General features: G+C 45.0%; 21 protein-coding genes. 16 read left to right on the forward strand and 5 right to left on the reverse strand.

The annotated features are described in order from the left end of the window. Positions 1-39 precede the first annotated feature (39 nt). From AC58CZ_RS06380 to pncB, 5 genes are all read left to right on the forward strand, one after another. On the forward strand, positions 40-1,524 hold the full coding sequence (locus tag AC58CZ_RS06380; protein WP_494224375.1) for an aldehyde dehydrogenase family protein: 1,485 nt from the start codon (positions 40-42) through the stop codon (positions 1,522-1,524). Positions 1,525-1,870: 346 nt separating this feature from the next. Next, positions 1,871-3,802 (forward strand): glycine betaine ABC transporter substrate-binding protein, encoded by a 1,932-nt coding sequence (locus AC58CZ_RS06385; RefSeq protein ID WP_494224376.1) that lies wholly within the window; start codon positions 1,871-1,873, stop codon positions 3,800-3,802. 63 nt (positions 3,803-3,865) lie between these two features. Then, the gene (locus tag AC58CZ_RS06390) at positions 3,866-4,759 is read left to right on the forward strand and encodes an ATP-binding cassette domain-containing protein (RefSeq protein WP_494224377.1); all 894 of its coding nucleotides are present in this window, start codon (positions 3,866-3,868) and stop codon (positions 4,757-4,759) included. 316 nt (positions 4,760-5,075) lie between these two features. Beyond that, positions 5,076-6,821 carry a bifunctional peptide-methionine (S)-S-oxide reductase MsrA/peptide-methionine (R)-S-oxide reductase MsrB gene (gene msrAB, locus AC58CZ_RS06395; RefSeq protein WP_494224465.1) on the forward strand — a complete coding sequence of 582 codons (1,746 nt, stop codon included), beginning with the start codon at positions 5,076-5,078 and terminating at the stop codon, positions 6,819-6,821. A 295-nt stretch (positions 6,822-7,116) separates the two neighbouring features. Next, complete coding sequence (gene pncB / locus AC58CZ_RS06400; protein WP_186474708.1) at positions 7,117-8,343, forward strand: nicotinate phosphoribosyltransferase; 1,227 nt, start codon at positions 7,117-7,119, stop codon at positions 8,341-8,343. Between the two features lies 1 nt (position 8,344). On the opposite strand, the gene xseB is transcribed toward pncB, so the two are convergent. From xseB to AC58CZ_RS06415, 3 genes are all read right to left on the reverse strand, one after another. Next, the gene (gene xseB, locus AC58CZ_RS06405; protein WP_071001376.1) at positions 8,345-8,590 is read right to left on the reverse strand and encodes an exodeoxyribonuclease VII small subunit; all 246 of its coding nucleotides are present in this window, start codon (positions 8,588-8,590) and stop codon (positions 8,345-8,347) included. A gap of 58 nt (positions 8,591-8,648) precedes the next feature. Beyond that, positions 8,649-10,181, reverse strand: a complete 1,533-nt coding sequence (xseA, locus tag AC58CZ_RS06410; RefSeq protein ID WP_494224378.1) for an exodeoxyribonuclease VII large subunit — start codon at positions 10,179-10,181, stop codon at positions 8,649-8,651. 213 nt (positions 10,182-10,394) lie between these two features. Next, on the reverse strand, positions 10,395-10,763 hold the full coding sequence (locus tag AC58CZ_RS06415; protein ID WP_071001377.1) for a hypothetical protein: 369 nt from the start codon (positions 10,761-10,763) through the stop codon (positions 10,395-10,397). A 290-nt stretch (positions 10,764-11,053) separates the two neighbouring features. Here AC58CZ_RS06415 and AC58CZ_RS06420 point away from each other — a divergent pair, with 290 nt between their 5' ends. From AC58CZ_RS06420 to purF, 11 genes are all read left to right on the forward strand, one after another. Beyond that, the gene (locus AC58CZ_RS06420; protein WP_494224379.1) at positions 11,054-11,704 is read left to right on the forward strand and encodes an alpha/beta fold hydrolase; all 651 of its coding nucleotides are present in this window, start codon (positions 11,054-11,056) and stop codon (positions 11,702-11,704) included. A gap of 90 nt (positions 11,705-11,794) precedes the next feature. Beyond that, entirely contained in the window at positions 11,795-12,901 is a 1,107-nt protein-coding gene (gene zapE, locus AC58CZ_RS06425) for a cell division protein ZapE (RefSeq protein WP_494224380.1), read from the forward strand. 89 nt (positions 12,902-12,990) lie between these two features. Then, on the forward strand, positions 12,991-13,650 hold the full coding sequence (locus AC58CZ_RS06430) for a nitroreductase family protein (RefSeq protein ID WP_494224381.1): 660 nt from the start codon (positions 12,991-12,993) through the stop codon (positions 13,648-13,650). 123 nt (positions 13,651-13,773) lie between these two features. Further along, positions 13,774-15,090 carry an NAD(P)H-dependent glycerol-3-phosphate dehydrogenase gene (locus AC58CZ_RS06435; protein ID WP_075106101.1) on the forward strand — a complete coding sequence of 439 codons (1,317 nt, stop codon included), beginning with the start codon at positions 13,774-13,776 and terminating at the stop codon, positions 15,088-15,090. Positions 15,091-15,150: 60 nt separating this feature from the next. Continuing rightward, positions 15,151-15,609, forward strand: a complete 459-nt coding sequence (locus AC58CZ_RS06440) for a histidine phosphatase family protein (protein ID WP_494224382.1) — start codon at positions 15,151-15,153, stop codon at positions 15,607-15,609. Positions 15,610-15,769: 160 nt separating this feature from the next. After that, positions 15,770-17,065, forward strand: coding sequence for a type II secretion system protein GspL (gspL, locus tag AC58CZ_RS06445; RefSeq protein WP_494224383.1), 1,296 nt, complete (start codon positions 15,770-15,772; stop codon positions 17,063-17,065). 33 nt (positions 17,066-17,098) lie between these two features. Then, positions 17,099-17,668, forward strand: a complete 570-nt coding sequence (locus tag AC58CZ_RS06450; protein ID WP_186474699.1) for a type II secretion system protein M — start codon at positions 17,099-17,101, stop codon at positions 17,666-17,668. A gap of 281 nt (positions 17,669-17,949) precedes the next feature. After that, on the forward strand, positions 17,950-18,351 hold the full coding sequence (locus tag AC58CZ_RS06455) for a DUF4870 family protein (RefSeq protein ID WP_494224384.1): 402 nt from the start codon (positions 17,950-17,952) through the stop codon (positions 18,349-18,351). A 224-nt stretch (positions 18,352-18,575) separates the two neighbouring features. Beyond that, on the forward strand, positions 18,576-19,610 hold the full coding sequence (locus tag AC58CZ_RS06460) for a quinone-dependent dihydroorotate dehydrogenase (RefSeq protein WP_058024983.1): 1,035 nt from the start codon (positions 18,576-18,578) through the stop codon (positions 19,608-19,610). A 30-nt stretch (positions 19,611-19,640) separates the two neighbouring features. Next, positions 19,641-20,138 (forward strand): CvpA family protein, encoded by a 498-nt coding sequence (locus AC58CZ_RS06465; RefSeq protein WP_075106103.1) that lies wholly within the window; start codon positions 19,641-19,643, stop codon positions 20,136-20,138. A gap of 206 nt (positions 20,139-20,344) precedes the next feature. Next, on the forward strand, positions 20,345-21,880 hold the full coding sequence (gene purF / locus AC58CZ_RS06470) for an amidophosphoribosyltransferase (protein ID WP_093070936.1): 1,536 nt from the start codon (positions 20,345-20,347) through the stop codon (positions 21,878-21,880). Between the two features lie 122 nt (positions 21,881-22,002). Here the strand turns inward: purF and AC58CZ_RS06475 are convergent, their stop codons facing one another. Together AC58CZ_RS06475 and AC58CZ_RS06480 are read right to left on the reverse strand one after the other, a co-directional pair. Continuing rightward, positions 22,003-22,362, reverse strand: coding sequence for an AzlD domain-containing protein (locus AC58CZ_RS06475; protein ID WP_093070939.1), 360 nt, complete (start codon positions 22,360-22,362; stop codon positions 22,003-22,005). After that, positions 22,352-23,083: an AzlC family ABC transporter permease gene (locus tag AC58CZ_RS06480; RefSeq protein ID WP_494224385.1), complete on the reverse strand. Its 732-nt coding sequence runs from the start codon at positions 23,081-23,083 to the stop codon at positions 22,352-22,354. The genes AC58CZ_RS06475 and AC58CZ_RS06480 overlap by 11 nt, the downstream gene beginning before the upstream one ends. Positions 23,084-23,224 lie beyond the last annotated feature (141 nt).

Below are 23,224 nucleotides of genomic sequence, written 5' to 3' on the forward strand. Positions count from 1 at the left end.
TGACCATGTGACATCATATGAGCACGACAAGGAAGATAAATGACAGATAGCAACCAACACGCCCATGAGCAGGCACCAACCGATGCAGGTTTTGCGTTGCAGCGTATGCCTGAAGCACTGAGTACCGCAAAAACCATCGATGAGATGAAATCTCAATTCTCACGCCTGCAAACATTGAGCCGTACGCGGCCGATCAATGATTGGGGTACTCGTGAGACTCAGCTAGATAATTTAGAAGTGATGCTGAGCGACAATCAAGAAAGCTTTGCAAAAGCAATCAGCGCAGACTTTGGATATCGTAGCCAATCAGAGACTCAGTTTGCCGAGCTGTTTCCAAGCTTTACGGGTATAAGTCATGCCAAAAAGCACGGCAAAAAATGGATGAAAACGTATCGTGCGCCTATTTCACCTCTATATATGCCCGCTCACAACGAGATTCAGCCGCAGCCATTGGGGGTGGTCGGTATCATGGTGCCTTGGAATTATCCTTTATTTTTGGCGATTGGTCCGATGATTGATGCAATCACCGCGGGTAATCGAATCATGATCAAAATGAGCGAAGCTGCGCCGCAGTTTGCTCAGACATTTGCTGATGCCATTTCTCGTTATTTTTCGCCAGATATGATCTGCGTGGTACTGGGCGAGGTTGATATTGCTGCTGCCTTTAGTGAGTTACCATTTGACCACTTGCTATACACGGGTTCGACTGCTGTAGGCAAAAAGGTAATGGCTGCCGCCGCGCCTAACTTGACACCAGTGACGCTTGAGCTTGGCGGTAAGTCACCAGTAATTGTATTGGATGATGCCAATCTAGAGTCGGTGGTCAACCGTGTCATGATGGGTAAAACACTAAATGCAGGTCAGACGTGTATTGCCCCAGATTATGTATTGATTCAGCGTCAATATCATGACCAGTTTATTCTTTTGGCAAAAGAGTGGATGGCCAAGCATTATCCCAGTATCGAAAACAATCCAGACTATTCACGCATTATCAATGGTGAGCAGTTTAAACGGGTCAAGGGTTACCTAGACGCGCTAACAGGTATTGAGATACACGCACTGACTGCAGTTGAGCCCAATATCGAAACGCGTCTAATGCCACCTGTGATTGTGAGCGAGCCTGCGCCTGATAGCGATCTGATGCAAAATGAGATTTTTGCCCCGATTTTGCCGCTGATACATTATGAGACACTCGACGATGCGATTTCTTTCGTCAACGCGCGTCCACGTCCATTAGCGCTGTATGTCTTTAGCGACAACCACAGCTATATCGAAAACGTGCGTAACAATACCGTCTCTGGTGGTCTATGTATCAATGAAGTGATCATGCATGTCGCCCAGCATGACTTGCCATTTGGTGGGGTCGGTGACTCTGGTACAGGCGCATACCATGGCAAAGCGGGCTTTGAGCGCTTGAGCCATATGAAACCTATCTTTGTACAGACTAAGCTAAATGGTCTCAATTTCTTATTGCCGCCTTATGGTGGACTGTTTAAAAAGGCGATGGCATTGTTTTTGAAATAATTGCTCTATGGGAGTTATTCAAAAATTGATTTTGAACTCTCTTCATTCGATACCTATATCTATAGCATCTATCAAAATAGGTGCTATTTTTTTGTCAAAAAATCAAAGGTTAGCATTGGGAAAAGATTTATCAATGATAGCGTTTATATCTGCAAGGCATGAGGTTCAATCATCTCAGCAATCGACAAATAAGCATTTGTTATTACTCCTATAAGTCGTTACACTTTGTAGTAAGTCTAAACAACAGTGAATGATTCATAGATGTTGTGAGTTAATATGGCATCGTGATGCTCTGTGGTTGTGATACTTCTTTCATGCCAGTACAAAACAATAAATAGGACAGAATATGCGCCAATGGATTGCATTAAGTTTACTGTGTATGAGCGCGTTGTTGCTGCCTTTATCAGCATCCGCAGCTTGTGAGTCACCGATCAAGTTTGGCGCACTGACGTGGGAGAGCGGACAGTTTACCTCTGGGGTACTTAAGTACATTACTGAAGAGGGTTACGGTTGTACGGTAGAGGAAGTGCCAGGAGCAGGACCTGCGCTTGAGACCGCATTGTCTCAAAACGATATTCAGATCATCGGTGAGCAGTGGATTGGACGCTCACCAATCATGGAAGATGCCATCGAGCAGAACAAAGTGGCCGTCATTGGCGATACACTCAAAGGCGGCGCAACCCAAGGGTGGTATGTCCCAAAATATGTATTAGAAGAAAACCCAGGGCTACGTCGTTATCAAGACTTGCCCAAATATGCTGATCTATTCAAAGACCCTGAAGATCCGAGCAAGTCTCGCTTTATGAACTGTCCCTCTGGCTGGACCTGTGAGATTTTTAATACGCGTCTGTTAAAAAATACGGGGCTTGATAGTATTTTTAATAATGCTCATCCCGGTACGGGCGCTGCGCTCGATGCCGAAATCGCCTCTGCTTTTGAGCAGCATAAGCCACTATTGTTTTACTACTGGCAGCCTACGGGCCTAATGGCAAAGTATGACTTTGCTGCTTTAGAGTTCCCAGATCACGAAGATGCCTGCTGGCAAGACCTATTACTCGCTGACGGCACGTCTGATTGCGTGTCTGGTTTTCCCGTATCGCCTCTTGGTATTGCCGTATCTACCCCATTTATCGAATCTAACCCTGAGCTGGCAGAGGTCTTCAAAAAGATACAGTTTACGCCTGATGAGCTGAACGGCGCTATCTTGGAGATGAGTGAGGGTAAGCGTAGTGGCGATGAGCAGGCGTTGGTATTTTTGCGTGATAACCCAGACGTTTGGCGCGGTTGGTTGTCTGAGGAAGCTGCTACCAATCTTGCGACTAAGCTCGGCATTAGCTTAAACGGTGCTGCTATCACTGCTGATACAGCTGCCTCTCGTAGTGATCAGTCAGCACTTTCATCCAGCTTTCCTTCGTGGTCGCTTGAGACCCCGCTCAACAATGCCTTATCAAGCGTCGTCCAAAACTACGGAGACGTATTTCGCACTATTAGCACAGTGACACTTACGTACTTGCTCTTACCCATTGAGCGATTATTAACGATTATTCCGCCTTGGCTGATTATCGCCTTGGTGGCTGTACTGGCGTGGTTTGGTGTACGCAAGATTTGGTTTGCGTTGGCATGCGGCGCGGGGCTGTTTTTGATTGGTGCTTTTGGGTTATGGGGGGCGTTGATTGATAGCTTGGCTCTGCTTATCGTATCGGTGCTCGTTACAGTAGTGATTGGTATTCCTATCGGGATTGCCATGTCGGGTAGCAAGCTGCTGCGCAAGACTGTGACGCCAGTACTCGATGTGATGCAGACGATGCCAAGCTTTGTGTATCTCATACCGGTACTAATGCTGTTTGGTATTGGTAAAGTGCCTGCACTTTTTGCAACGGTTATTTATGCGCTGCCACCACTGATTCGCCTGACGACGTTGGGCATTACGCAAGTTAATCATGAAATGGTCGAAGCAGGACGCTCTTTTGGTAGTACGCATTTACAGCTACTCATTTGGATTAAACTGCCACAGGCGTTGCCCAGTATCATGGCGGGTATCAACCAAGCGGTGATGATGTCGCTTGCGATGGTGGTACTGGCGTCGATGATTGGTGCCCCAGGCCTTGGTGAAGATGTATTGCAATCTATCCAAACGCTCAATATTGGGCAAGGCTTACAAGCAGGTACGGCTATTGTTATTGTTGCCATTATCATTGACCGCATCACTCAAGCCTTTGGTCAAGGAAAGCGCGCTCGTCAAAAAACGATCAAAGCAGGCAGGCGTCCGATTGGGTAGAAACTTGTCCAGTAGTCAATGAGTAAAGCCAGCATAAAAATCAAGCAAATAGCGAGAGTCACGATGAATCATATCCAGCTAAAAAATATCAGTAAAATCTATAATGCCAATAGCACGCAAGCCCAGTCTGCATTGACGTTACTGGCTGAGGGTATGGATAGTGTTGCGGTCAAAGAACAAACCGGCTACTCGGTGGGGCTCTACGATATCAACTTGGATATCAAGGCAGGAGAGCTACATTGCATCATGGGATTGTCAGGCTCTGGTAAGTCGACCTTGATACGTCATCTCAACCGCTTGATTGATCCAACCAGCGGCGAGATATGGGTTAATACGACGGTCAGTACTAAAATGCACGCCAAGGATAATCCGCAGGCAAACACTGTGCTAGTAGACAAACGCCCATCTAACGCTATCAATATTTTAGAACTCAATGATAAACAGTTGCAGCACTACCGGCAGCAAACAGTCAGTATGGTTTTTCAGCATTTCGGCTTAGTTCCACACATGACCGTGATTCAAAACGTCGCTTATGGTCTGCGTGTCCGAAAAATGAGTGTGAGCGAGCGTCATGAGATCGCACGTTACTGGCTCAATGAAGTGGGGCTTACCAATTTAGAGCACAGCTACCCTGATGAGCTATCTGGCGGGATGCAGCAGCGAGTTGGTCTGGCTCGAGCCTTAGCAACGGACAATCCCATCTTACTAATGGATGAGGCGTTCTCTGCGCTTGATCCCCTCATTCGTGCCCAGTTGCAGGATCAACTGCTTGCATTGCAAGATCGACTCAATAAAACCATTGTTTTTATCACCCATGATATTGACGAGGCAGTCAAAGTCGGTCAGCGCATCAGTATCCTAAATGGCGGACGCTTAATACAGACTGGAACGCCAAGCGACTTACGGCACAATCCTGCCGATGACTATGTTGAGCAATTTATGAGTGCAAAGGCGTGATATGCACTGATTATTGTATTGAAACGCCCTCTATATCAGCACTCTTACTACCCTGTTAAATAAGTGTAGCTATCAACAGCTTACTATTAAAGTAGGCTCCAGTAGCGTTGTATACTATTAAGATGAACTAATGCGTCTCAACAATCAGAATCACTGTCTCTCCACCATTTTTCAAAGTCTTATCTCTTTAACTTGAGTTCCCTCATCATAGAATTTTGAGCTATTTATCGCTCATGGTTGCCAAAACTCGCACCATTCGTAACAAGGACATGTCATGTCATATAAAAACAATCAAAAAAATAGTAATCATGAAGAAATTAAGAAACCTCGCTCACCAAGCTGGCTAAAAAATGTTAGCGCCTTTAGCATGACAACAGTGCTAAGTGCAGGCATATTAGTCGCCTGTGGTCAGATGAGCAATGCAGAAAGCAGCGCAAGCAGTAGTACCAAATCAGGTAGTCAAAATACTGGTGTCACCAGCTCGCGTGACATGTTGCCCTCTGATATGCTCAAACAAATGCAAGCATTGCCGCAGCTAACAAAGGGCTTAGGCGACACAGGTGCGGCAGTGATTGATCCTAATAAGCCTACTTTAGTAAAATTTTGGGCGAGCTGGTGCCCGTTATGTTTGGGTACATTAGAGGAGACTGAGACGTGGCGCACTGATCCCAAGTTTTCAGGCTTAAATGTAGTGACAGTCGCCAGCCCCGGTCATCTTAATGAAAAAGCTGATGGTGAGTTTAGTAATTGGTATGCGGGCGTACAATCTGACTACCCAAACTTGCCTGTCTTGACTGACCCTTCAGGTGAACTCATCAATAAGCTTGGCGTGCAAGTTTATCCGAGCTGGGCTATCCTTGATAAAAATGGCAATCTGGTACACTTGGTAAAAGGTAATATATCAGCAGAGCAGGCTTACGCGCTTGCCGAAAATGCAGATAATGGCTTCGCTGAGCTCAAAGCAGGTAATGCTAAACCTGCCAATGCACAAGCATCAGACAACAACAAAATCGAAACCATCAAGCAAAAAGATGGCGTGTATTACAATGAGACAGGCAAACCAATCAACACCCGCTCAATCTACCTTGCAGGGGGCTGTTTTTGGGGCGTTGAAGCTTATATGGAGCGTGTCGACGGCGTTGTTGATGCCGTATCAGGTTACGCCAATGGCGATACAGCCAACCCAAGCTATGAGCAGGTCATTCGTGGCTCGGGGCATGCAGAAACCGTAAAAGTCACCTATGATGCGGATAAAACAGACCTCGATACCATCTTAAAATACTATTTCCGAGTGGTTGATCCAACGAGCTTAAATAAGCAAGGTAATGATCGCGGTGTGCAGTATCGCTCAGGTGTGTATTACACTGACAAAGAAGATAAAGCCGTGATTGATGCTGCGCTCAAGCGTGTACAAAGCAAGTACGAGCAAAAAGTCGTGGTCGAAAATAAGCCCTTAGATAATTTCTATTTGGCTGAGATGTATCATCAAGATTATCTGGCAAAAAATCCAAATGGCTATTGTCATATTGATTTGAGTCTTGCTGATGATAAGCCTGAAGGGGCAGCTCGCACCAAACTTGCGCCAGTTGAGACTATTGCTGAGACGTTAGATCCCAAGCGCTATGCTAAATTTGACAAAGATGCGCTAAAGAATACGTTGACCAAAGCGCAATACAATATCACGCAAGAGGCTGGGACGGAGCGCGCCTTTAGTCATGAATATGATGATTTATTTGTACCAGGGATTTATGTCGACGTGGTGAGCGGTGAGCCGCTGTTTTTGTCGACTGATAAATATCAGTCAGGGTGCGGCTGGCCAAGCTTTACCAAGCCTATTGATATGCAAGTGATTACTCAGCATCAAGATACGGCATTCAATATGGTACGTACTGAGGTGCGCTCGCGCGTAGCAGATTCACATCTGGGTCATGTATTTCCTGATGGTCCAAAAGACCGTGGCGGGCTGCGTTATTGTATCAATGGCGGGGCGCTACAGTTCATCCCAGTCGATGTGATGCCGCAATCGGGCTATGCACCATTGGTAAAACTGGTGAAATCATAGTCGTTTTATTGCCACCTTTGAATAAATAAAAAAGACGTTAAGTTCACTCTTAGCGTCTTTTTTGTACCATGTACTGTTAGATATTCGATGATCATTTTCGCTAGTTGTACGAATTTTGCTGCAATCTCATGCGAACTCTGACATCAATACCAAACTTCGTTATACTGGATGGTTTATGGATGACGCATACTTTATGGGTGTCTATTATCCAGATGTTATTTATTATTCAGACATAAGGTCGCTTGGTTGATTCGGTGACACTTGTTTCTCATTTCTGCACTTTTAAGGCCATAGCATGACTGCTACTTATTCACCTATTATTACCTCACTGCTTGATAATGATTTGTACAAATTTACGATGTTGCAAGCCATGTTGCATCAATTTCCGCAGACGCATGGGGTCTACCGTTTTCGCTGCCGCAATAATAAAGACACCGCTTATCCACTCGCCAATATCAAAAAAGATCTAGAGCAGCAACTAGACAGCCTATGTGAACTGCGCTTTTTGCCAGATGAGCTGGACTACCTACGTGGTTTGCGCTTTATGCGCTCAGACTTTGTGGATTATCTAGAATTATTTAAGTTAAAACGCCGCTTTATTACCGTCAGTATCGATGAGAAAGGCCGTTTGTCTATCGACATCGAAGGACCGATGATACAGGCGATGTTCTTTGAGGTGTTTGTATTGGCTATCGTCAATGAGCTATATTTTAATGCGTTATCTGACGATAGCGTGATTGTAGAAGGACAGCGCCGCCTTGATGAAAAAGTGGCATTGCTGCATCAATATGCGGCAGAGCAGAAAAAAGAAGATCGTAATACGCCGCCGTTTATCGTCGCTGATTTTGGGACGCGTCGACGCTTTAGTAAACGCTGGCAGGCGCATGTAGTAGAGACATTATACAAGGCTGCGCCAAAAATCGTAGGCGGTACTTCTAATGTATATCTGGCAAAGCAGCTTGGCATGACGCCGATAGGCACGATGGCACATGAGTTTATGCAAGCCTTTCAGGCATTGGATGTACGTCTGCGCGATTCGCAAAAAGCAGCGCTTGAAGCATGGGTGCATGAATATCGCGGTGATTTGGGTATTGCATTGACAGACGTGGTTGGTATGGATGCGTTCTTGCGCGACTTTGATTTGTATTTTGCCAAGCTCTTTGATGGGCTGCGTCACGATAGTGGCGACCCTTACATCTGGGGTGATAAGGCAGTGGCACATTATGAAAAGCTGAAAATAGATCCAAAGACAAAGATTTTGACTTTCAGTGATGGGCTGGATTTAGAAAAGGCTTGGGAGCTGCATCAATACTTCAAAGACCGTATCAGAACCAGCTTTGGCATTGGCACCAACTTGACCAATGACATGGGCATCACACCGATTAATATCGTGCTCAAATTAGTAGAGTGCAATGGTCAGCCAGTGGCCAAGCTGTCTGATAGCCCAGGCAAGACCATGATCAATAATGACACGTATCTTGCCTATCTACGCCAAGTCTTTGAAGTTGATGAGCCTGAATAAACTAACTGTCCGTGCTGCTAGTAGATTTTTCTTCGGCGAAGGCCGCATCCAATGCTTGCTGTACCGCGTTAATACGGGTTTCGCAAACGCGATAAGCCGCAATAGATTCTTCAACCGTGGTCATCAGATTATCAATATCAGGCTCGTCTTGTTGCTGTAATTCGGCCGCATTGGTTTTTAAAATATCATAAGCCGCCTTAAAGGTTTTTGGGGCGGCTTTTTTGCGTCTGCGAGTAGGGGTGGTCATAAAATTTCCTAATTGTTAAAGGTAAGTAGATAAGTAGTTGTTAGATATTATTATATGATTAAATGGGCATGTCTGAGGTTTCAGTCGCTTTCTTGTCGATATTGACATCGATAATCTGCGCTTTTGCATTGCCATCTTTTAAAATGATATTGACAGTTTGCTCAGGAGACAGTTGGGTGCTGCTCGTGAGCGTTTGGTTGCCATTTGCGTTTGTGAGCATGGCATAGCCTTGTTTGAGCACGCGAGACGGGCGATGTAATAGCACAATATCACGTAGATGTTCGCTATCACGCTGTGCTTGTATGACTTGCTGCTGCACGTTTTGCATAATCGATTCTTGATGAGTTTTGCTATTGGTCGCGGCTTTCGTCAGTTGTTGACGTGCCAAGGTTTGCGTTTGTGTATATCGCTCAGCCGTCAGTCTAGCGGCTTGCTTTACTTGACGCTGGGTACTTTGTTGAATGCTGCGCCACGCATAATCACTGTCTTTTTGTAGGGATGTGAGCTGGCCGATAGTTTGCGACTGTATTTGGCTCAACTGGCGTGTGCTTTGTTGTTCCGCCGTATTGAGTTGGCGCTGAGCGGCTTGTTTGATTTGCGCTTGATATTGTAGCGTCTGAGTGACGAGCTGGGCTAAATGGCTATGGATAGCAGCAATCACTTTTGAGGGCGTGTCAAAGCTGGTGTGCGCCACTTCATCTAAGATCACCTTGTCGCGTTCATGACCGATACCCACCCAGACAGGCACAGGCTGCTCAGCAACCAACGCTGCCAGCTCATAATCATTAAGATAAGCCAAATCACCAACCGCACCGCCGCCGCGAATAATCACCAATAAATCAGGCAAACGCTGATAAGTGTCATAAAACTGCTGCTGAGCACTAACGATGGCTTGGCGTATCTCAGCGGGCGCATGATTGCCCTGAAAAGTCGCATTATGGTAGTGGAAATGACAAGCACCTGTACTGGCTAAGCGATCCGCATCTGCTTGAAAGTCACCCAATCCAGCCGCCTTTTCAGGCGCGATGACTAGCACATGCTCGATATCAAAAGGGGTAGGCAGCTGCTGATTGAGGTGTAATAGCCCTTCGCCTGTTAAGCGATCAACCATTTCTGCATACTGCCGTGCCAAGTCGCCTAGGGTATAGCTGGGATCGATATCCTCAATCGTGATTGAAAAACCGTACTGGGCATGGAATCCTGCCGATACTTTAAGGAGTACGGTCAAGTCACGCTCAAGCGGCATACCCGTTGCGCGCTCAAACTTGGCTAATACACGAGCCGCTTTAAATCGCCAAAGGTTGCCGCGGCAGCTGGCGACCACTTTGCCATCATCGTCTTTTTCTGCCAATTCAAAGTAATAGTGACCACCTTTGCTCGACAGGTTACGGATTTCAGCTTTGACCCATACCCGGTGGTCAAAGGTCTGTTTGATGACCATTTCAACCGCGGATAAGTAATCACTCAGGCGTAGGACCGTATCCTCTAAATGGTCTTCTTGCTCAGCGAGCTCGGCCTCTAGAGTGGCCAAATCTTTGGCAGGCGCGAGTACTTTGGCCTGTTTGATATTTGAAAGGTTAGGTTTGCGCATGATATAAGACCAAAGATAATGAAAATATAAAGACTGATGAGGATGTGCTGAATACGATAGCGGATAGTTTAACCCAAAAGGGCGCGCACAAAAAGCAAAGCCAACAAGCTTTGATTGATATATCATCCATATCGCGGCTTGTTGGCTATTTCATAAATCACAGTATGTCAGGTGATGCTAGAGAAACGCAAATGGCGTCGCTCATTTAGAGAGTTACTGGCAACGAAAATTGATCTTGTACTCATAATCATCATTGCGTGACAAATCTGGCGTGCCCGTGCCAAAGATTGAGCCGACCACGGAACCCACTTGCCCAACCATACGGCCAGTACGTTCATTTAAGATACCATTATATTTGACATTGTCATCAACGATAATGACTTGTTTGCTTCGACAGGTTTTTTGCGCACTATCAATTGCATTTTGCTGCGCTTTGACTTTGGTATCAGCGATTCCCGTGGTTTCATAAATAGAGTTGGCACGTTGAATCACTGGTGATGATGGCGTGCTTTGACAAGCGCTTAAAACGAGCGCACTGGCCAATATTGCACCTAAACTGGCAGTTTTGTTAAAGGTATTCATAAATAATTCCTAATGTATATAAACAGGGCGTCTTAGCGGTAGGCAAAGCTTCATGAATGTAGCGCATCTAGATATTACCTGTCTAGACGCTTATTGTGTGCGGTATTACAGCAGTATTACCTATCCAATTTATGACAAAAAAAGCGTGCTTAAATAAATCATATACTCAGCTGCTGGGCATCAACTTTGGCCTAACATAAAACAAGTCGCACCCGTACACAGCAAATCACTTGAAATAAAAATCATATCTAGGATAATTGAGCCATTCATTTTTATTAATAAGTAATACTATGCAATTGATTCCTGCTCCTGCTGGTGTGCTCGAGGTCGACGCACTATGGCAAAATGACAATCCTAACGACCCAAATACAGATACCGTCGCGCTGCTGTGTCATCCCAATCCGTTGTTCGATGGGACAATGAACAATAAAGTGGTCACGACTATGTACCGCTTTGCCCGTGACAATGGTATGCATGTGGTGCGCTTTAACTTTCGCGGTGTTGGCCAATCGACAGGCGAGCATGATTATGCGGAAGGTGAAGTGGTCGATGCAATGACCGTGCTACAATGGATAGCTGAACAAACCAATGCCCGCAAGCTATGGCTGGGCGGTTTTTCTTTTGGTGGTTATGTCACTGCCCGCGTAGCTGAGCAAGTACTTGAAGCCGCGCATATATGGGGGTTGGATGATTTTGACGTGTCAAAAATCGCGCTTATCGCACCCTCAGTTGAAAAAAATGACAGTACTGATATCAATTTACCCGCTGATAAAACCTTTGAGATTTATGGCAATGCGGACGAAGTAATCGCGCCTAAAAATATGCAGGCATTTGCAGATCGCTTAGGAGTTGCAGTAAGCGTCGTCGATGGTGCTGGGCATTTTTTTCATGGCCGATTATCAGAGCTCAAAAAGTTATTAGAAACACATAGTAATACGTAGTTTTAACCTTAACCGATAATTCATGTTTTAGAGTAGCACTTAGCCACTCCAATATTTTGATATTTATTTAATCCAACGATGAGTCGTATTATGAGTTTATCTCCATTGCAACGTTACGAGAAAGCCGTCAGTACCGATGAGTTTACTCGGGATGAGCAGCAATTTCAGGCCATGAGCTATCTTGATGAGATATACCATCAGCTCATCAATAGCGCACCGCAAAAGAAAGGGTTCTTTGGGTTTTTAAAATCTAAGCCTGCCGCGCCAACTGGATTATATATGTGGGGCGGTGTCGGTCGCGGCAAGACGTGGATGATGGATATGTTTTATGACTCATTGACCATTGAGCGCAAAATGCGTCTGCATTTCCATCATTTTATGCAGCGTGTTCATCAGGAGTTGAATAAGCTTCAAGGCGAAAGTGATCCACTCGAAAAAGTCGCCGATATTATTTATAAAGAAGCGGTCGTTATCTGTTTTGATGAGTTTTTTGTGTCTAACGTCTCTGATGCGATGATTTTGGGTGATTTATTTACGATGCTGTTTAATCGCGGTATCACTTTGGTTGCCACCTCAAACATCGAGCCCTCTGGTTTATACAAAGATGGTTTGCACCGCGACCGTTTTCTACCCGCCATTGCAGAGGTTGAGAGCCATACGACAGTAATGAATATCGACTCCGGTGTTGATTATCGTCTGCGCGTGCTTCAGCAAGCAGAGTTGTACGAATCACCAATGACCAAAGCCAACCATCACTGGCTCGCCAACCGCTTTGCCAGCTTGTCTAATAATCAAAAAATCAGCAATGACCCGATTACTATCAATGGCCGCGAGATCCCAATCAACGCGCGTACCGAAGATATCTTGTTTTGCGATTTTCGACATCTTTGCATGGCTCCGCGCTCGGCATCTGATTTTATTGAACTTGCAAAACAATTCAGCACGGTATTAGTTGATTCAGTACCCGCTTTAGATGATGATTTGCGTGATCCAACGCGCCGTTTTATTTATCTGGTCGATGAGTTTTATGATCGCCGTGTAAAACTGTTGGTACGCGCAGAGCAATCGATTTTGGACTTGTATCAAGGGGAAAAGCTAGCGTTTGAGATTGAGCGTACCCGTTCACGTTTGCTTGAGATGCAATCAGAGGACTATTTGCGCATGGATCACCGCGTCGAAGACACGGCCTCTGCATAACTAATATGGTCACGATCATATCAAAAAAGCATTCACATCAATGATCAATAATAAAACGACAAATAGATAATAATAAATAAGGATAGACAATGACGACTATAGATGAGAATAACCAAGAACCACAGGATGAAAAGCTGCACGTTAAAAACATCGCGGCACATGATATCTCAGCCAGTAGCGATGAGCTGATTGGTTGGATTAATTCAAGACGCAGCATGGGCAATTTGGATACACCAGCGCCAACGCGGGATCAAATCGAGTCTGCTATTGGGTGTGCAGCGACAGCGCCCGATCACAAAAAACTGCGTCCATGGCGCTTTATTGTGACCCAAGGGGAGGCACGTCACGAGTTAGGTAATGCTTTGGTAGCCGCAGCAAAAGAAAAAGCGCTCAAAGATGGCGAAGAGCTGTCTGAGAAAACCATCAAAAAAACCCATACCATGCCGCTCCGAGCACCTGTTATCATAACGGTCGTGACGCAAATGCAAGAACATAAAAAAGTGCCACCTTTTGAGCAAATGCTAAGTGCAGGTGCTGCTGTGCAAAATTTGATACTGGCACTCAAAGCTCAGGGATTTAGTACAGTTTGGCGTACTGGGCTGTTATGTAATGAGCCTGCGGTAAAAGCTTATTTTGATGTGGGTCCAGATGATTATGTGACCGCTTTTGTTTATACTGGCACTAGTCCAAAAGATGAGTCTAAACGCAAACCTATTGATATCGAGCCGTTAGTACGCTTCGAGTCGTAATTTGACTCAGTGCTGTCTCTTGGTAAAATTATTACCTCAAAAAGACCACGAGCCCGAGTATCGGAAATATCTGAGAACAGTAGCTCCTATTGAGAATAAGTCAGTCAACATGGATAAAAGAACATGACAAGTCCTAACGATAGCAATCAAGATAATAACAGCGCTGATGATGAGACGATGAATAAAGCGTCTGAAAAACAAAGTGGTATGCTGGCAAGTATCTTAGAGCGTGCAAGTAAGTCAGGCATCGGCCGTAAAAAATCAACGCGCAGTCCAGTTGAGTCAGCAGTCGCAAAAGACATGGCAGAGATTCACAGCAACCCTACCAAGCTGCGTTTGGCGTTTTTAGGTGGTGGTAGCTTTGGTACGGCAATGGCAAACTTGGCTGCGCGTAATGGCTGTGATGCTACGCTGTGGGTACGTAATAAACGTACGGTAAAAGCGATGGCAAAAACTCAAACCAATAAAAAATATCTGCCTGGCTACAAGCTTGATGACCGTTTGAAATACAGTCATGATTTGGCGGCTACCGTCAAAGACAAAGATATTATCTTTATCGCCGTGCCGGGATTGGCTTTTCGCGAAACGGTAAAAAACATTGCGCCTTTGATCAGTGGGCAGTCTATCGTATCGTTGACCAAAGGAATGGAGAAAGATACCTTTGCCATGATGAGCGACATTATTAAAGAAGTGTTGCCTGAAGTGAATTTCGGTGTTATGTCAGGGCCAAACCTTGCCATAGAAATCATGAAAAACATGCCGTCTGCCACGGTGATTGCAAGTGAGTCTGAGCCATTGCGTCATGCGGTACAAGCGGCCTTACACAGTGCCTTCTTTAGAGTGTTCGCGAGTGATGATGTACGCGGTGTCGAGCTTGGCGGCGCGCTCAAAAACATCTATGCCATCGCCATGGGTATGGCAGCTGCTTATGAAGTGGGTGAAAATACCAAAGCAATGATCCTTACTCGTGCCTTGGCAGAAATGAGTCGTTTCGGTGTTGAAGAGGGGGCCAACCCGCTAACCTTTTTAGGTTTGTCAGGAGTGGGGGATTTATATGCCACTTGTAGCTCAGAGTTAAGCCGCAACTATCGTATTGGTAATATGCTCGGTCGCGGCATGAGTATTGATGCTGCCGTCAAAAAACTGGGTCAAACTGCTGAAGGGGTCAATACGATTCAGCAAGTCCACGAAAAAGCCACTAAAGCGGGCATCTATATGCCTATCACCCATGCGCTCTATGCGGTCATTTATGAAGATAAAGCAGCATTAGGCGTGGCACTACATTTGATGGAAGCGGGATTCCGTAGTGATGTTGAGTTTGTGATGGCGCATGATCATAGCAATGCTGCGCTTACCGCTCATATGAAAAACTCAAGTAACAGCGCTAAAGACAATACCAAAGACGACGCCAAAAGTAAAAATAGCGATGCTGATAAGTAAGATATTTTATTAAAAGGTACTATTGAGAGACAGTGCTAACTCCGCGCACCAAGGAAGGTTATGAAAATTATATTAGTACGTCATGGTCAAGCCGAAGATGAGACGCGTCCGGATAGTGCGCGTCAGCTGACTGACTTTGGTCAACAGCAAGCGGCACAGACGGCAGAGTATGTGACCACACACTATCATCCAGATTGTTTTATCGTCAGTCCTTATGATAGGGCGCAGCAGACGCTGGCTGCATTCCAGTCACGAATGCCAAACGTACTTTCAACAGTACAAGATAATATCACGCCCTTTGATGATGCCCGTGAGGCTTTAATTGATATTGCGAATATTGATGCAGAATGTCTGGTCGTTGTTTGTCATATGTCAATCGTCGCTTATATCGCAGGCTTGTTGACTGGTGATTATCCTGAGTCATTCTCTTTGGCAGAAGCCAGAGTATTTGAAATGGAGTTTGTTATGACTGGGATGGCCACTGAAGTGGATCGTTTTGTACCTGATCAACCATACTAGGCTGACTTAGCCATTTCTTAGATAGGGTGAATTCAGAGTGAGGCAATCATGCCAATTAAGCGACTGGCTCAGCAGATAAAATGACTCAATCCTTTCTAAATAGTAGCACTGCTTCATCACAGTACTTTTATAACCGCAGCAATAATCGAGGACACGTTTAGTGTTACATGTTTGGTTACGAGCGCAGCATAGTCCGCTAGCTGTCTGGCGCGAAGATGTACAGCAATGGCAGACGGTTGATGGTTGGCAACAGTTACAAACTATCTATGGTCATCATAAATCGAATGGCCAAAAGGCAATTTGTTTATATTTCCCCTCAAGTCATGTATTGCAAGTAGACACAGCGCTTAATAATGCTCAGCTCAAGCAGCTGGGTAATAGTGGTAAGCAGTATTTGTTTGAAGAAACCTCCCTAACGCCAGTTGAGCAATTGGTTATTCGTCAGTTGAGCCATGCTGATACGACGCAGCTGTACGCATTGGCACAAAGCGATATTGAGGCATGGCAGCAAAGTGCTCAGCTCGTGGGTATGAATATAGTGGCACTACTGCCAGATTTCCTATTACTGCTGCCGCCAGAAGAAGGTGCAGGTCAGCAAGTGACATTATATCAAGACGAGCAGACTCTGCTATTGCGCCAGTCATTGCGCCAAGGTATGGCTGTCAGCTATTTGCCGTTGATCTTTGAGCGCTTTCCGCATTTAAGCGAAGTGATGTTGCTGACTTCTATTGAAGCCAATAGCCTTGCTATCAGTGATTCAGCCACTAATGAAATGGATAGTATGGGTATCAATGATATCCCAGCAACATCAGCGACTACCAGTTCTATGGCGCAAACTAAAGCGCTGATCGCTGATCACCAGCTGTTATTAACGAGCTTGCCCACGACACCAGCGCCCATTGACAACCCAGAACTTCATGCGCTGAACTTCTTTATCAAATCAACCGACTCACAGTTATCACCGTATTTACGGGTAGCAATGATGGTTGCGTTATCGGCCTTAGTGCTACAGATGGCAACCGATGGGGTGCAGTGGTACCAGTATAATGAGGCAACAGCTGCTACCAAGACTGAAATAGCAGCGCAATATCAATCTTGGTTCACTGATGAGCCCCTCAGCACTCGAACCAAGCTCCAAGTACAATTACAGCCAAAACTGCTTAGCGACAGCCAGGCACCTGCATCACACATGGCAGCGCTGTCAAAGATATCACCCTTAATCAAACAATCTTCACTGCGTGCGCAGACGCTAGTGATGCAGCCATCTGCACTCAGTTTTACGCTCATTGCACCTGATCGTAGTAGTTTGGATCAATTCACGAGCACGCTAGTAGAGCAAGGTTTGAATGCCAAGCTTGCGCAAGTGAGTAGTAATGATCAAGGTCAATTTAGTGCTCAGGTCACTGTGGATGTGGTGGAAAACAGCGATACGGCGAACACTCCGGCAGCATCATAATTCATCAGTGTATTGGTAAGAAAAGGTCAAAACATGAAACGATTACAGCGCCGTACCAAACGCAGTGCAGCTGTCTCTGCAACCAATACTAAGACGCACGCATTCTCTGAGCGTATGAGCAGTTACCAAAATATGCTATCAACGCGCTGGCAAGCATTACCGCCACGCGATCAGCTAGCGTTAGCTATATTATCCGTATTTTTGTTGGTGTTTATCGGCGGTTATGGTGGTTATAGCATTCATCAAGCGGCAAAAGAGAGCGAAAATGATTATCAGGAACAAGTGGCTGATTATTTTTGGTTGCGGGCGCAAGCAGGTAATATCGATAGTAATGCATTAAGTGCTGGCAATAACGCTAATGGAGAGGCTGACATGCCGCCTGCCAATCGAATTAGTGCGCTGCTAAATACTACAGGAATTACAGATGCTCAGGTCGTTGCGGCTGGTGATTCGGTGCAGTTAAGCTTTATCCACCCCAGTCAAGCTGTCGTAAGTACCGCTCTTGGCAAGTTAGAGCAGCAAGGTTGGCAGTTCACGCAGTTATCCATGCAGCAAGACCTAACGAATAAATCTATCCAAGTGCAAGCCACTGTCACTTTATAACTCGATACTGTTTAGTGGCAGGTATGGGCTTAATAGTAGAATATGAGTAACAGAACATGATATGTTCCAATCCAATTTATTAGTAACTCGCTTTTCAAATGGCATTTTGAGTTAGATGTCATTGAAAAGCCTTTTATCTGTCACCATTAAATGTTTATTAGCCCCTGCTAACGATAGATATTTAGCGTAAAGCACTTTCTTCATAACGATACTGATGAGCATAGCTTTCAGCAGACAAGATTACTGACCAGCAAGGACAACGCAAACCAATGAGTGACAGTATGAGCAACGATAAGCGCCGTTCTTTAACCATTTACAATCACATCACTTATTTCTTATATGTGATTAGCTATTTTACCGCTGGTCTGCTGTGGATCGTGCCGATTGTGATGAATTATGCCAAGCGCCGCGATGCTGATGGTACATGGTTATCCACGCATTTTGATTGGCAAATCAAAACGTTTTGGTACAGTATTGTTTGGTTTATTATTGGTATTGTCATCACAGCTTTTGCTTTAGGTGGTTTTGGTGTGAGTATGCTAGCTGATAGTGGCAATATCGCTATTGGTTCGACGTTACTGGCTGGCTTTGGTCTGTTGATTGTGACATTCACCTTTATCTGGCATTTATATCGAATCATACGTGGTTGGATTGCACTCACTGACGGCCGCCCAGTGCCTTGATATAATATACTAGTTGTCTTTCGCTGTTGATTCAGTTGAGCTTAAAAGACGGTGAATTATTATGGCTATTTAATAAATGCTTATATGCGCTGACGGTGGGTTAAATGTGGAAATTTACCGTGTGAAACTTTGCGCTTGTTTCTGTTAAGCTGATATAATCGCTCCGCCTGATTTCATTCATATTCTTTATCCACTATTTCTTTCGAGCAGGGTTTGCCATCACTATGTCTTATGCCTTACTTCGTCCTTTTTTGTTTAATATGGATCCCGAACACGCCCATGAGATGACGCTATCTTTATTGGATAAAGCACATAAAGCGCGTGTTTTAGGCTTGGCGTATGGTCAGTCAATGCAGCCTACTGACTGTATGGGATTACAGTTCTCTAATCCAGTGGGTCTGGCAGCAGGACTGGATAAAAACGGTGACTATATTGACGCGCTGGCTGAGCTGGGTTTTGGTTTTATAGAAGTAGGTACGGTCACGCCAAGACCGCAAGCAGGCAACGATAGGCCAAGACTGTTTAGAATCAAGCAAGCAGACGCCATCATCAACCGTATGGGTTTTAACAATGAAGGCGTTGATTATCTGATCGATAATGTCAAACGCTGCAAATACAAAGGCAATATCGGTATCAATATCGGCAAAAATGCGGACACGCCGGTAGAGCAAGCCGCAGACGATTATGTGTATTGCTTAGAGCGTGTGTACCCACATGCCTCATATATCACGGTCAATATCTCATCACCAAACACCAAAAACTTACGTGACTTGCAAAGTGGTGAGGCCCTGACCCAGCTGATGGATACGATTAAAAACCGTCACAGTCAACTAGCCACCGAATATGGTTTTTATGTGCCATTGGTGCTCAAGGTTGCACCTGATCTAGAGCCACTGCAAGTTGACTACATCTCACAGCAATTATTAGACTTTGAAATTGACGGTTTGATTGCAACCAATACGACACTGAGCCGCGTGGGTGTCGAAGACTTACGTGATGGTGATCAAATGGGCGGCTTGTCAGGTCGTCCGGTGAGCCACATTAGTACCCAGATTTTACAACAGTTCTCTGATCAGCTAGATGGTAAAGTTGCTTTGATAGGTGTGGGCGGTATCGATAGTGGTGCCAAAGCCGTCAAAAAAATCGAAGCAGGTGCAGACATGGTACAGCTCTATACAGGTCTTATATATAGAGGACCTGGGCTAGTACAGTCTTGTATTCAAGCAATCGGTGGTTATTATGATGCCATGGAAAGCTAGTCAAGTGAATAAAATGGTGAGGCGCAAGATATGAGCGGTCTAGATATTGTGATTGCTATTGTTGTCTTGATTGGTTTGTGGCGCGGCTTTCAAGTTGGCCTGATCAAAACAGCTGTGGGCTTAGTAGGCTGGTTTATCGCTCTTATCGCTGCGACCCGGCTCGCAGGATCGGTGTCGCCTCAATTATCTGGTATCGTGCAAAGCCCAGTGCTACAAATGGCGATGGCCTTTTTGCTGGTGGTAATTGTGATATTGGCAGTTATGCACTTGGTGGCTTTTGTATTCTCAGGTGTGCTCAAGACACTGCGTCTGGGCGTGGTCGATAAAATGGCGGGCGGGGTGCTTGGTGCTGCCAAAAATGTACTCATGGTATTGGTTGTGTTAAGTGTGACTGCGCCACTACTAGTACAAATGCCGCAATGGCAAACCTCAGTCCTTGCCCCTGAGCTGCTACCTTATGCACCTATGGGGAAAGCATTGGTATCAGATGTGTTGGGCATGGCTTGGGATCAAGTCAATCAGTCGTAATTTTCTATTGTTCTAATTCTTTTTATACTTCTAAACGTTTGCATGTGTTACTGATCATTGAAAACAGATGATCAAAAATTATCATGAAGTTTCTTGCAAAATCATCAGGTTAGCGGTGGACGACAGTGCGTGATTTTAGCCACATACTGTCAGCAGTTTTGCCGTTATTGTCGTACTAATGTATGAGTTAAATAGGATATAGCTATATGTGTGGAGTCATTGGAGTTGCAGCTCATGAGCCAGTCAATCAGATACTTTATGACGGTTTAACGATGCTACAGCATCGCGGGCAAGATGCAGCGGGTATTGTTACTTTGCAAGATGGTCGACTTTACCTACGTAAAGAAAACGGTATGGTACGTGACGTATTTATGAATCGTCACATGATGAAGCTGGTCGGTAAGTTTGGTATCGGTCACGTTCGTTACCCAACTGCTGGTACTTCTAGTAGCGCTGAAGCCCAGCCATTTTATGTTAACTCACCTTATGGTATCACGCTTGCGCATAATGGCAACTTGACCAATGCTGAGAGTTTGGCAAAGTCTTTATATATCGAAGATCGTCGCCACCTCAATACCGATTCAGATTCTGAAGTGCTGCTGAACGTACTCGCACATGAGATGCAAAATCTAGGTAAGACGCATCCAACAGCCGATGACATCTTTGAAGCGGTAAAAGCCGTTTATAGACGCTGTGAAGGGGCTTATGGCGTTGTGGCCTTGATTACTGGTCATGGATTACTAGCGTTCCGCGATCCAAACGGTATTCGTCCGCTTATCTTTGGTAAGCGCATGGCAGAAAACGGCGGCACCGAATATATGGTCGCCTCTGAATCAGTCGCATTGACAGGTTCTGGCTTCACTATCGTTCGTGATGTAAAACCAGGCGAAGCTATTTTTATTGATTTGAACCATAAGCTACATACGTATCAATGCGTAGCGCCAAAAGAATATACGCCTTGTATCTTTGAATATGTGTACTTTGCCCGTCCAGATTCTATTATGGATAATATCTCAGTTTATAAATCACGCCTACGTATGGGTGAAAAATTGGCTGACAAAATCCTTGCAGAGTGGGGCGAAGATCATGACATTGACGTGGTCATCCCGATTCCAGATACGTCACGTACCTCAGCGATGGAGCTGGCGCTAAAAATGAACGTCAAGTACCGTGAAGGGTTTATGAAAAACCGCTATATCGGTCGTACGTTTATCATGCCAGGTCAACAGCAGCGCAAAAAGTCCGTTCGTCAAAAGCTAAGCGCGGTGCCGTTAGAGTTTAAAGGCAAAAACGTACTATTGGTTGATGATTCAATCGTTCGTGGTACGACGTGTCATGAGATCATTCAAATGGCGCGTGATGCAGGTGCTAATAAAGTGTTTTTTGCGAGTGCCGCGCCACCAGTCAAGTTTCCAAACGTATACGGCATTGACATGCCAGTGCGTACCGAGCTGATTGCCTCAGGCAATAGTGTTGAGGAAGTACGTGAGATCATTGGTGCTGACCGTCTGATCTTCCAAGACCTAGATGATTTGATCGATGCCGTCAAAGATACCAAGCACAGCAGAGTCGAAGGGTTTGATTGTGCTGTATTTAATGGCTGCTACATTACTGGCCAGATCAATGAAGCGTATCTTGACCATCTGCAAGAGCAGCGTAATGATACGGCCAAGACTGGTAAAAAAGGCGTGCAGATAGTGGCTGATACCCCAGTCGATATGATGGGTGTTGAAGAGCTTTAAGCCAGATAGCAATAAATATATTGCTTGAAAATAAAAAGCTGGATTCTATTAAGAGTCCAGCTTTTTTTTTCCAAAAATACCAGTAAAATCAATACTGAATGTTGGTATAAGGTTAGCTGCTGTTAAGTCAAAAAGTTGGTAAATATCCAGACAAAACCATTGATCGCGGCAATACCAACGACCATGCTAACCAAGAGCTGGCGGCTAATATGGTAAATAAAGAGTACCAGTACAAGTGCGCAAACCTGTGCCATTAACAGATGTAGCTCAGGATCACTCAAGGCAATATCCACTGGCAAGTTCTGATATGACAGACTGGTTAAGATAAGTAGCACCATCACTGACAACGGTAAGCTCTCATTCAGTCGATGTAGCCAAGGCGTATCTAAAACTTTTCTAGGGATTAATGCTGGTAACGCACGAGTGATGAACGTCACTGCCGCCATCGCAAGCGTCGCAAAAATAAGATAACTACTGGTCATAAGATTCTCCTATTTCATGACGCTGCATCCAAAATCCACGTACCAAAATCATCAACATACAGATAGTGATAGCCACCAACAATAACCAATCGCTAGTGAATAAAGACGCGACAATCAAGCCAATGACAGCGATGCCAATGGGGAAATAACGTTTAATACTTTGAAATTGCTCATAAGCCAAAATTGCAAACAGACAAACCAAGGCAAAATCCAAATGTGGAATTAAGTCACTAAGCGTACTTCCAATTATCACGCCGATGGCACTCGCGAGCACCCACCAGCTTTGGTTAAATAAGCTAATAGGGAGTATGAGTGCTTGTCGTGCCTTGTTTGGCAAACTGGTCATGACTGAAAAGGTCTCGTCAGTCAGGGCAAATAAGCAATACGTTTTTGCCAGTTTATGTTTTGGTAGATATTGCAATAGTGGTATACCATAAAACACGTGACGTAAATTAATGGCAGCGATATTGGTCGCGATATTACCGATCGGCAGACCAGCGCTTAGCATTGGCAAACAAGCATATTGAGCCGCTCCAGCATAGAGCACAATGCTGAGCATAACCGTTGCCCATACAGGAATACCAGCAACTTGTGCCAGTACACCAAAGGCAATGCCAGCAGGCAGATATCCCATCGCAACGGGTAAGCTTTTTTTGAAGCCCTCAGCCCAATCGTGAGTGCGTTCTTGTTGATGACTGAGTTCGTTTGAATGAGTGGTCACATGGCATCCTAAATTTTCTTACACTGTTTTTATAAACGGATTGTTTTACACTTAAAAATAAACACTGTATTGCGTCAAAACGGTATGTGATGGCTGTATGATAAATGACTGCGTGATCATTGGCTGTACAATAAAAAGTGT

The sequence above is a fragment of the Psychrobacter sp. CR212 genome (assembly GCF_059693765.1).

What these genes read in the sequence shown, in the direction of transcription:
- AC58CZ_RS06380 (WP_494224375.1), top strand. Translation starts at nt 40, where the DNA reads ATGACAGATAGCAACCAACACGCCCATGAGCAGGCACCAACCGATGCA.
- AC58CZ_RS06385 (WP_494224376.1), top strand. Translation starts at nt 1,871, where the DNA reads ATGCGCCAATGGATTGCATTAAGTTTACTGTGTATGAGCGCGTTGTTG.
- AC58CZ_RS06390 (WP_494224377.1), top strand. Translation starts at nt 3,866, where the DNA reads ATGAATCATATCCAGCTAAAAAATATCAGTAAAATCTATAATGCCAAT.
- pncB (WP_186474708.1), top strand. Translation starts at nt 7,117, where the DNA reads ATGACTGCTACTTATTCACCTATTATTACCTCACTGCTTGATAATGAT.
- xseB (WP_071001376.1), bottom strand. Translation starts at nt 8,590, where the DNA reads ATGACCACCCCTACTCGCAGACGCAAAAAAGCCGCCCCAAAAACCTTT.
- xseA (WP_494224378.1), bottom strand. Translation starts at nt 10,181, where the DNA reads ATGCGCAAACCTAACCTTTCAAATATCAAACAGGCCAAAGTACTCGCG.
- AC58CZ_RS06415 (WP_071001377.1), bottom strand. Translation starts at nt 10,763, where the DNA reads ATGAATACCTTTAACAAAACTGCCAGTTTAGGTGCAATATTGGCCAGT.
- AC58CZ_RS06420 (WP_494224379.1), top strand. Translation starts at nt 11,054, where the DNA reads ATGCAATTGATTCCTGCTCCTGCTGGTGTGCTCGAGGTCGACGCACTA.
- zapE (WP_494224380.1), top strand. Translation starts at nt 11,795, where the DNA reads ATGAGTTTATCTCCATTGCAACGTTACGAGAAAGCCGTCAGTACCGAT.
- AC58CZ_RS06430 (WP_494224381.1), top strand. Translation starts at nt 12,991, where the DNA reads ATGACGACTATAGATGAGAATAACCAAGAACCACAGGATGAAAAGCTG.
- AC58CZ_RS06435 (WP_075106101.1), top strand. Translation starts at nt 13,774, where the DNA reads ATGACAAGTCCTAACGATAGCAATCAAGATAATAACAGCGCTGATGAT.
- AC58CZ_RS06440 (WP_494224382.1), top strand. Translation starts at nt 15,151, where the DNA reads ATGAAAATTATATTAGTACGTCATGGTCAAGCCGAAGATGAGACGCGT.
- AC58CZ_RS06450 (WP_186474699.1), top strand. Translation starts at nt 17,099, where the DNA reads ATGAAACGATTACAGCGCCGTACCAAACGCAGTGCAGCTGTCTCTGCA.
- AC58CZ_RS06455 (WP_494224384.1), top strand. Translation starts at nt 17,950, where the DNA reads ATGAGCAACGATAAGCGCCGTTCTTTAACCATTTACAATCACATCACT.
- AC58CZ_RS06460 (WP_058024983.1), top strand. Translation starts at nt 18,576, where the DNA reads ATGTCTTATGCCTTACTTCGTCCTTTTTTGTTTAATATGGATCCCGAA.
- AC58CZ_RS06465 (WP_075106103.1), top strand. Translation starts at nt 19,641, where the DNA reads ATGAGCGGTCTAGATATTGTGATTGCTATTGTTGTCTTGATTGGTTTG.
- purF (WP_093070936.1), top strand. Translation starts at nt 20,345, where the DNA reads ATGTGTGGAGTCATTGGAGTTGCAGCTCATGAGCCAGTCAATCAGATA.
- AC58CZ_RS06475 (WP_093070939.1), bottom strand. Translation starts at nt 22,362, where the DNA reads ATGACCAGTAGTTATCTTATTTTTGCGACGCTTGCGATGGCGGCAGTG.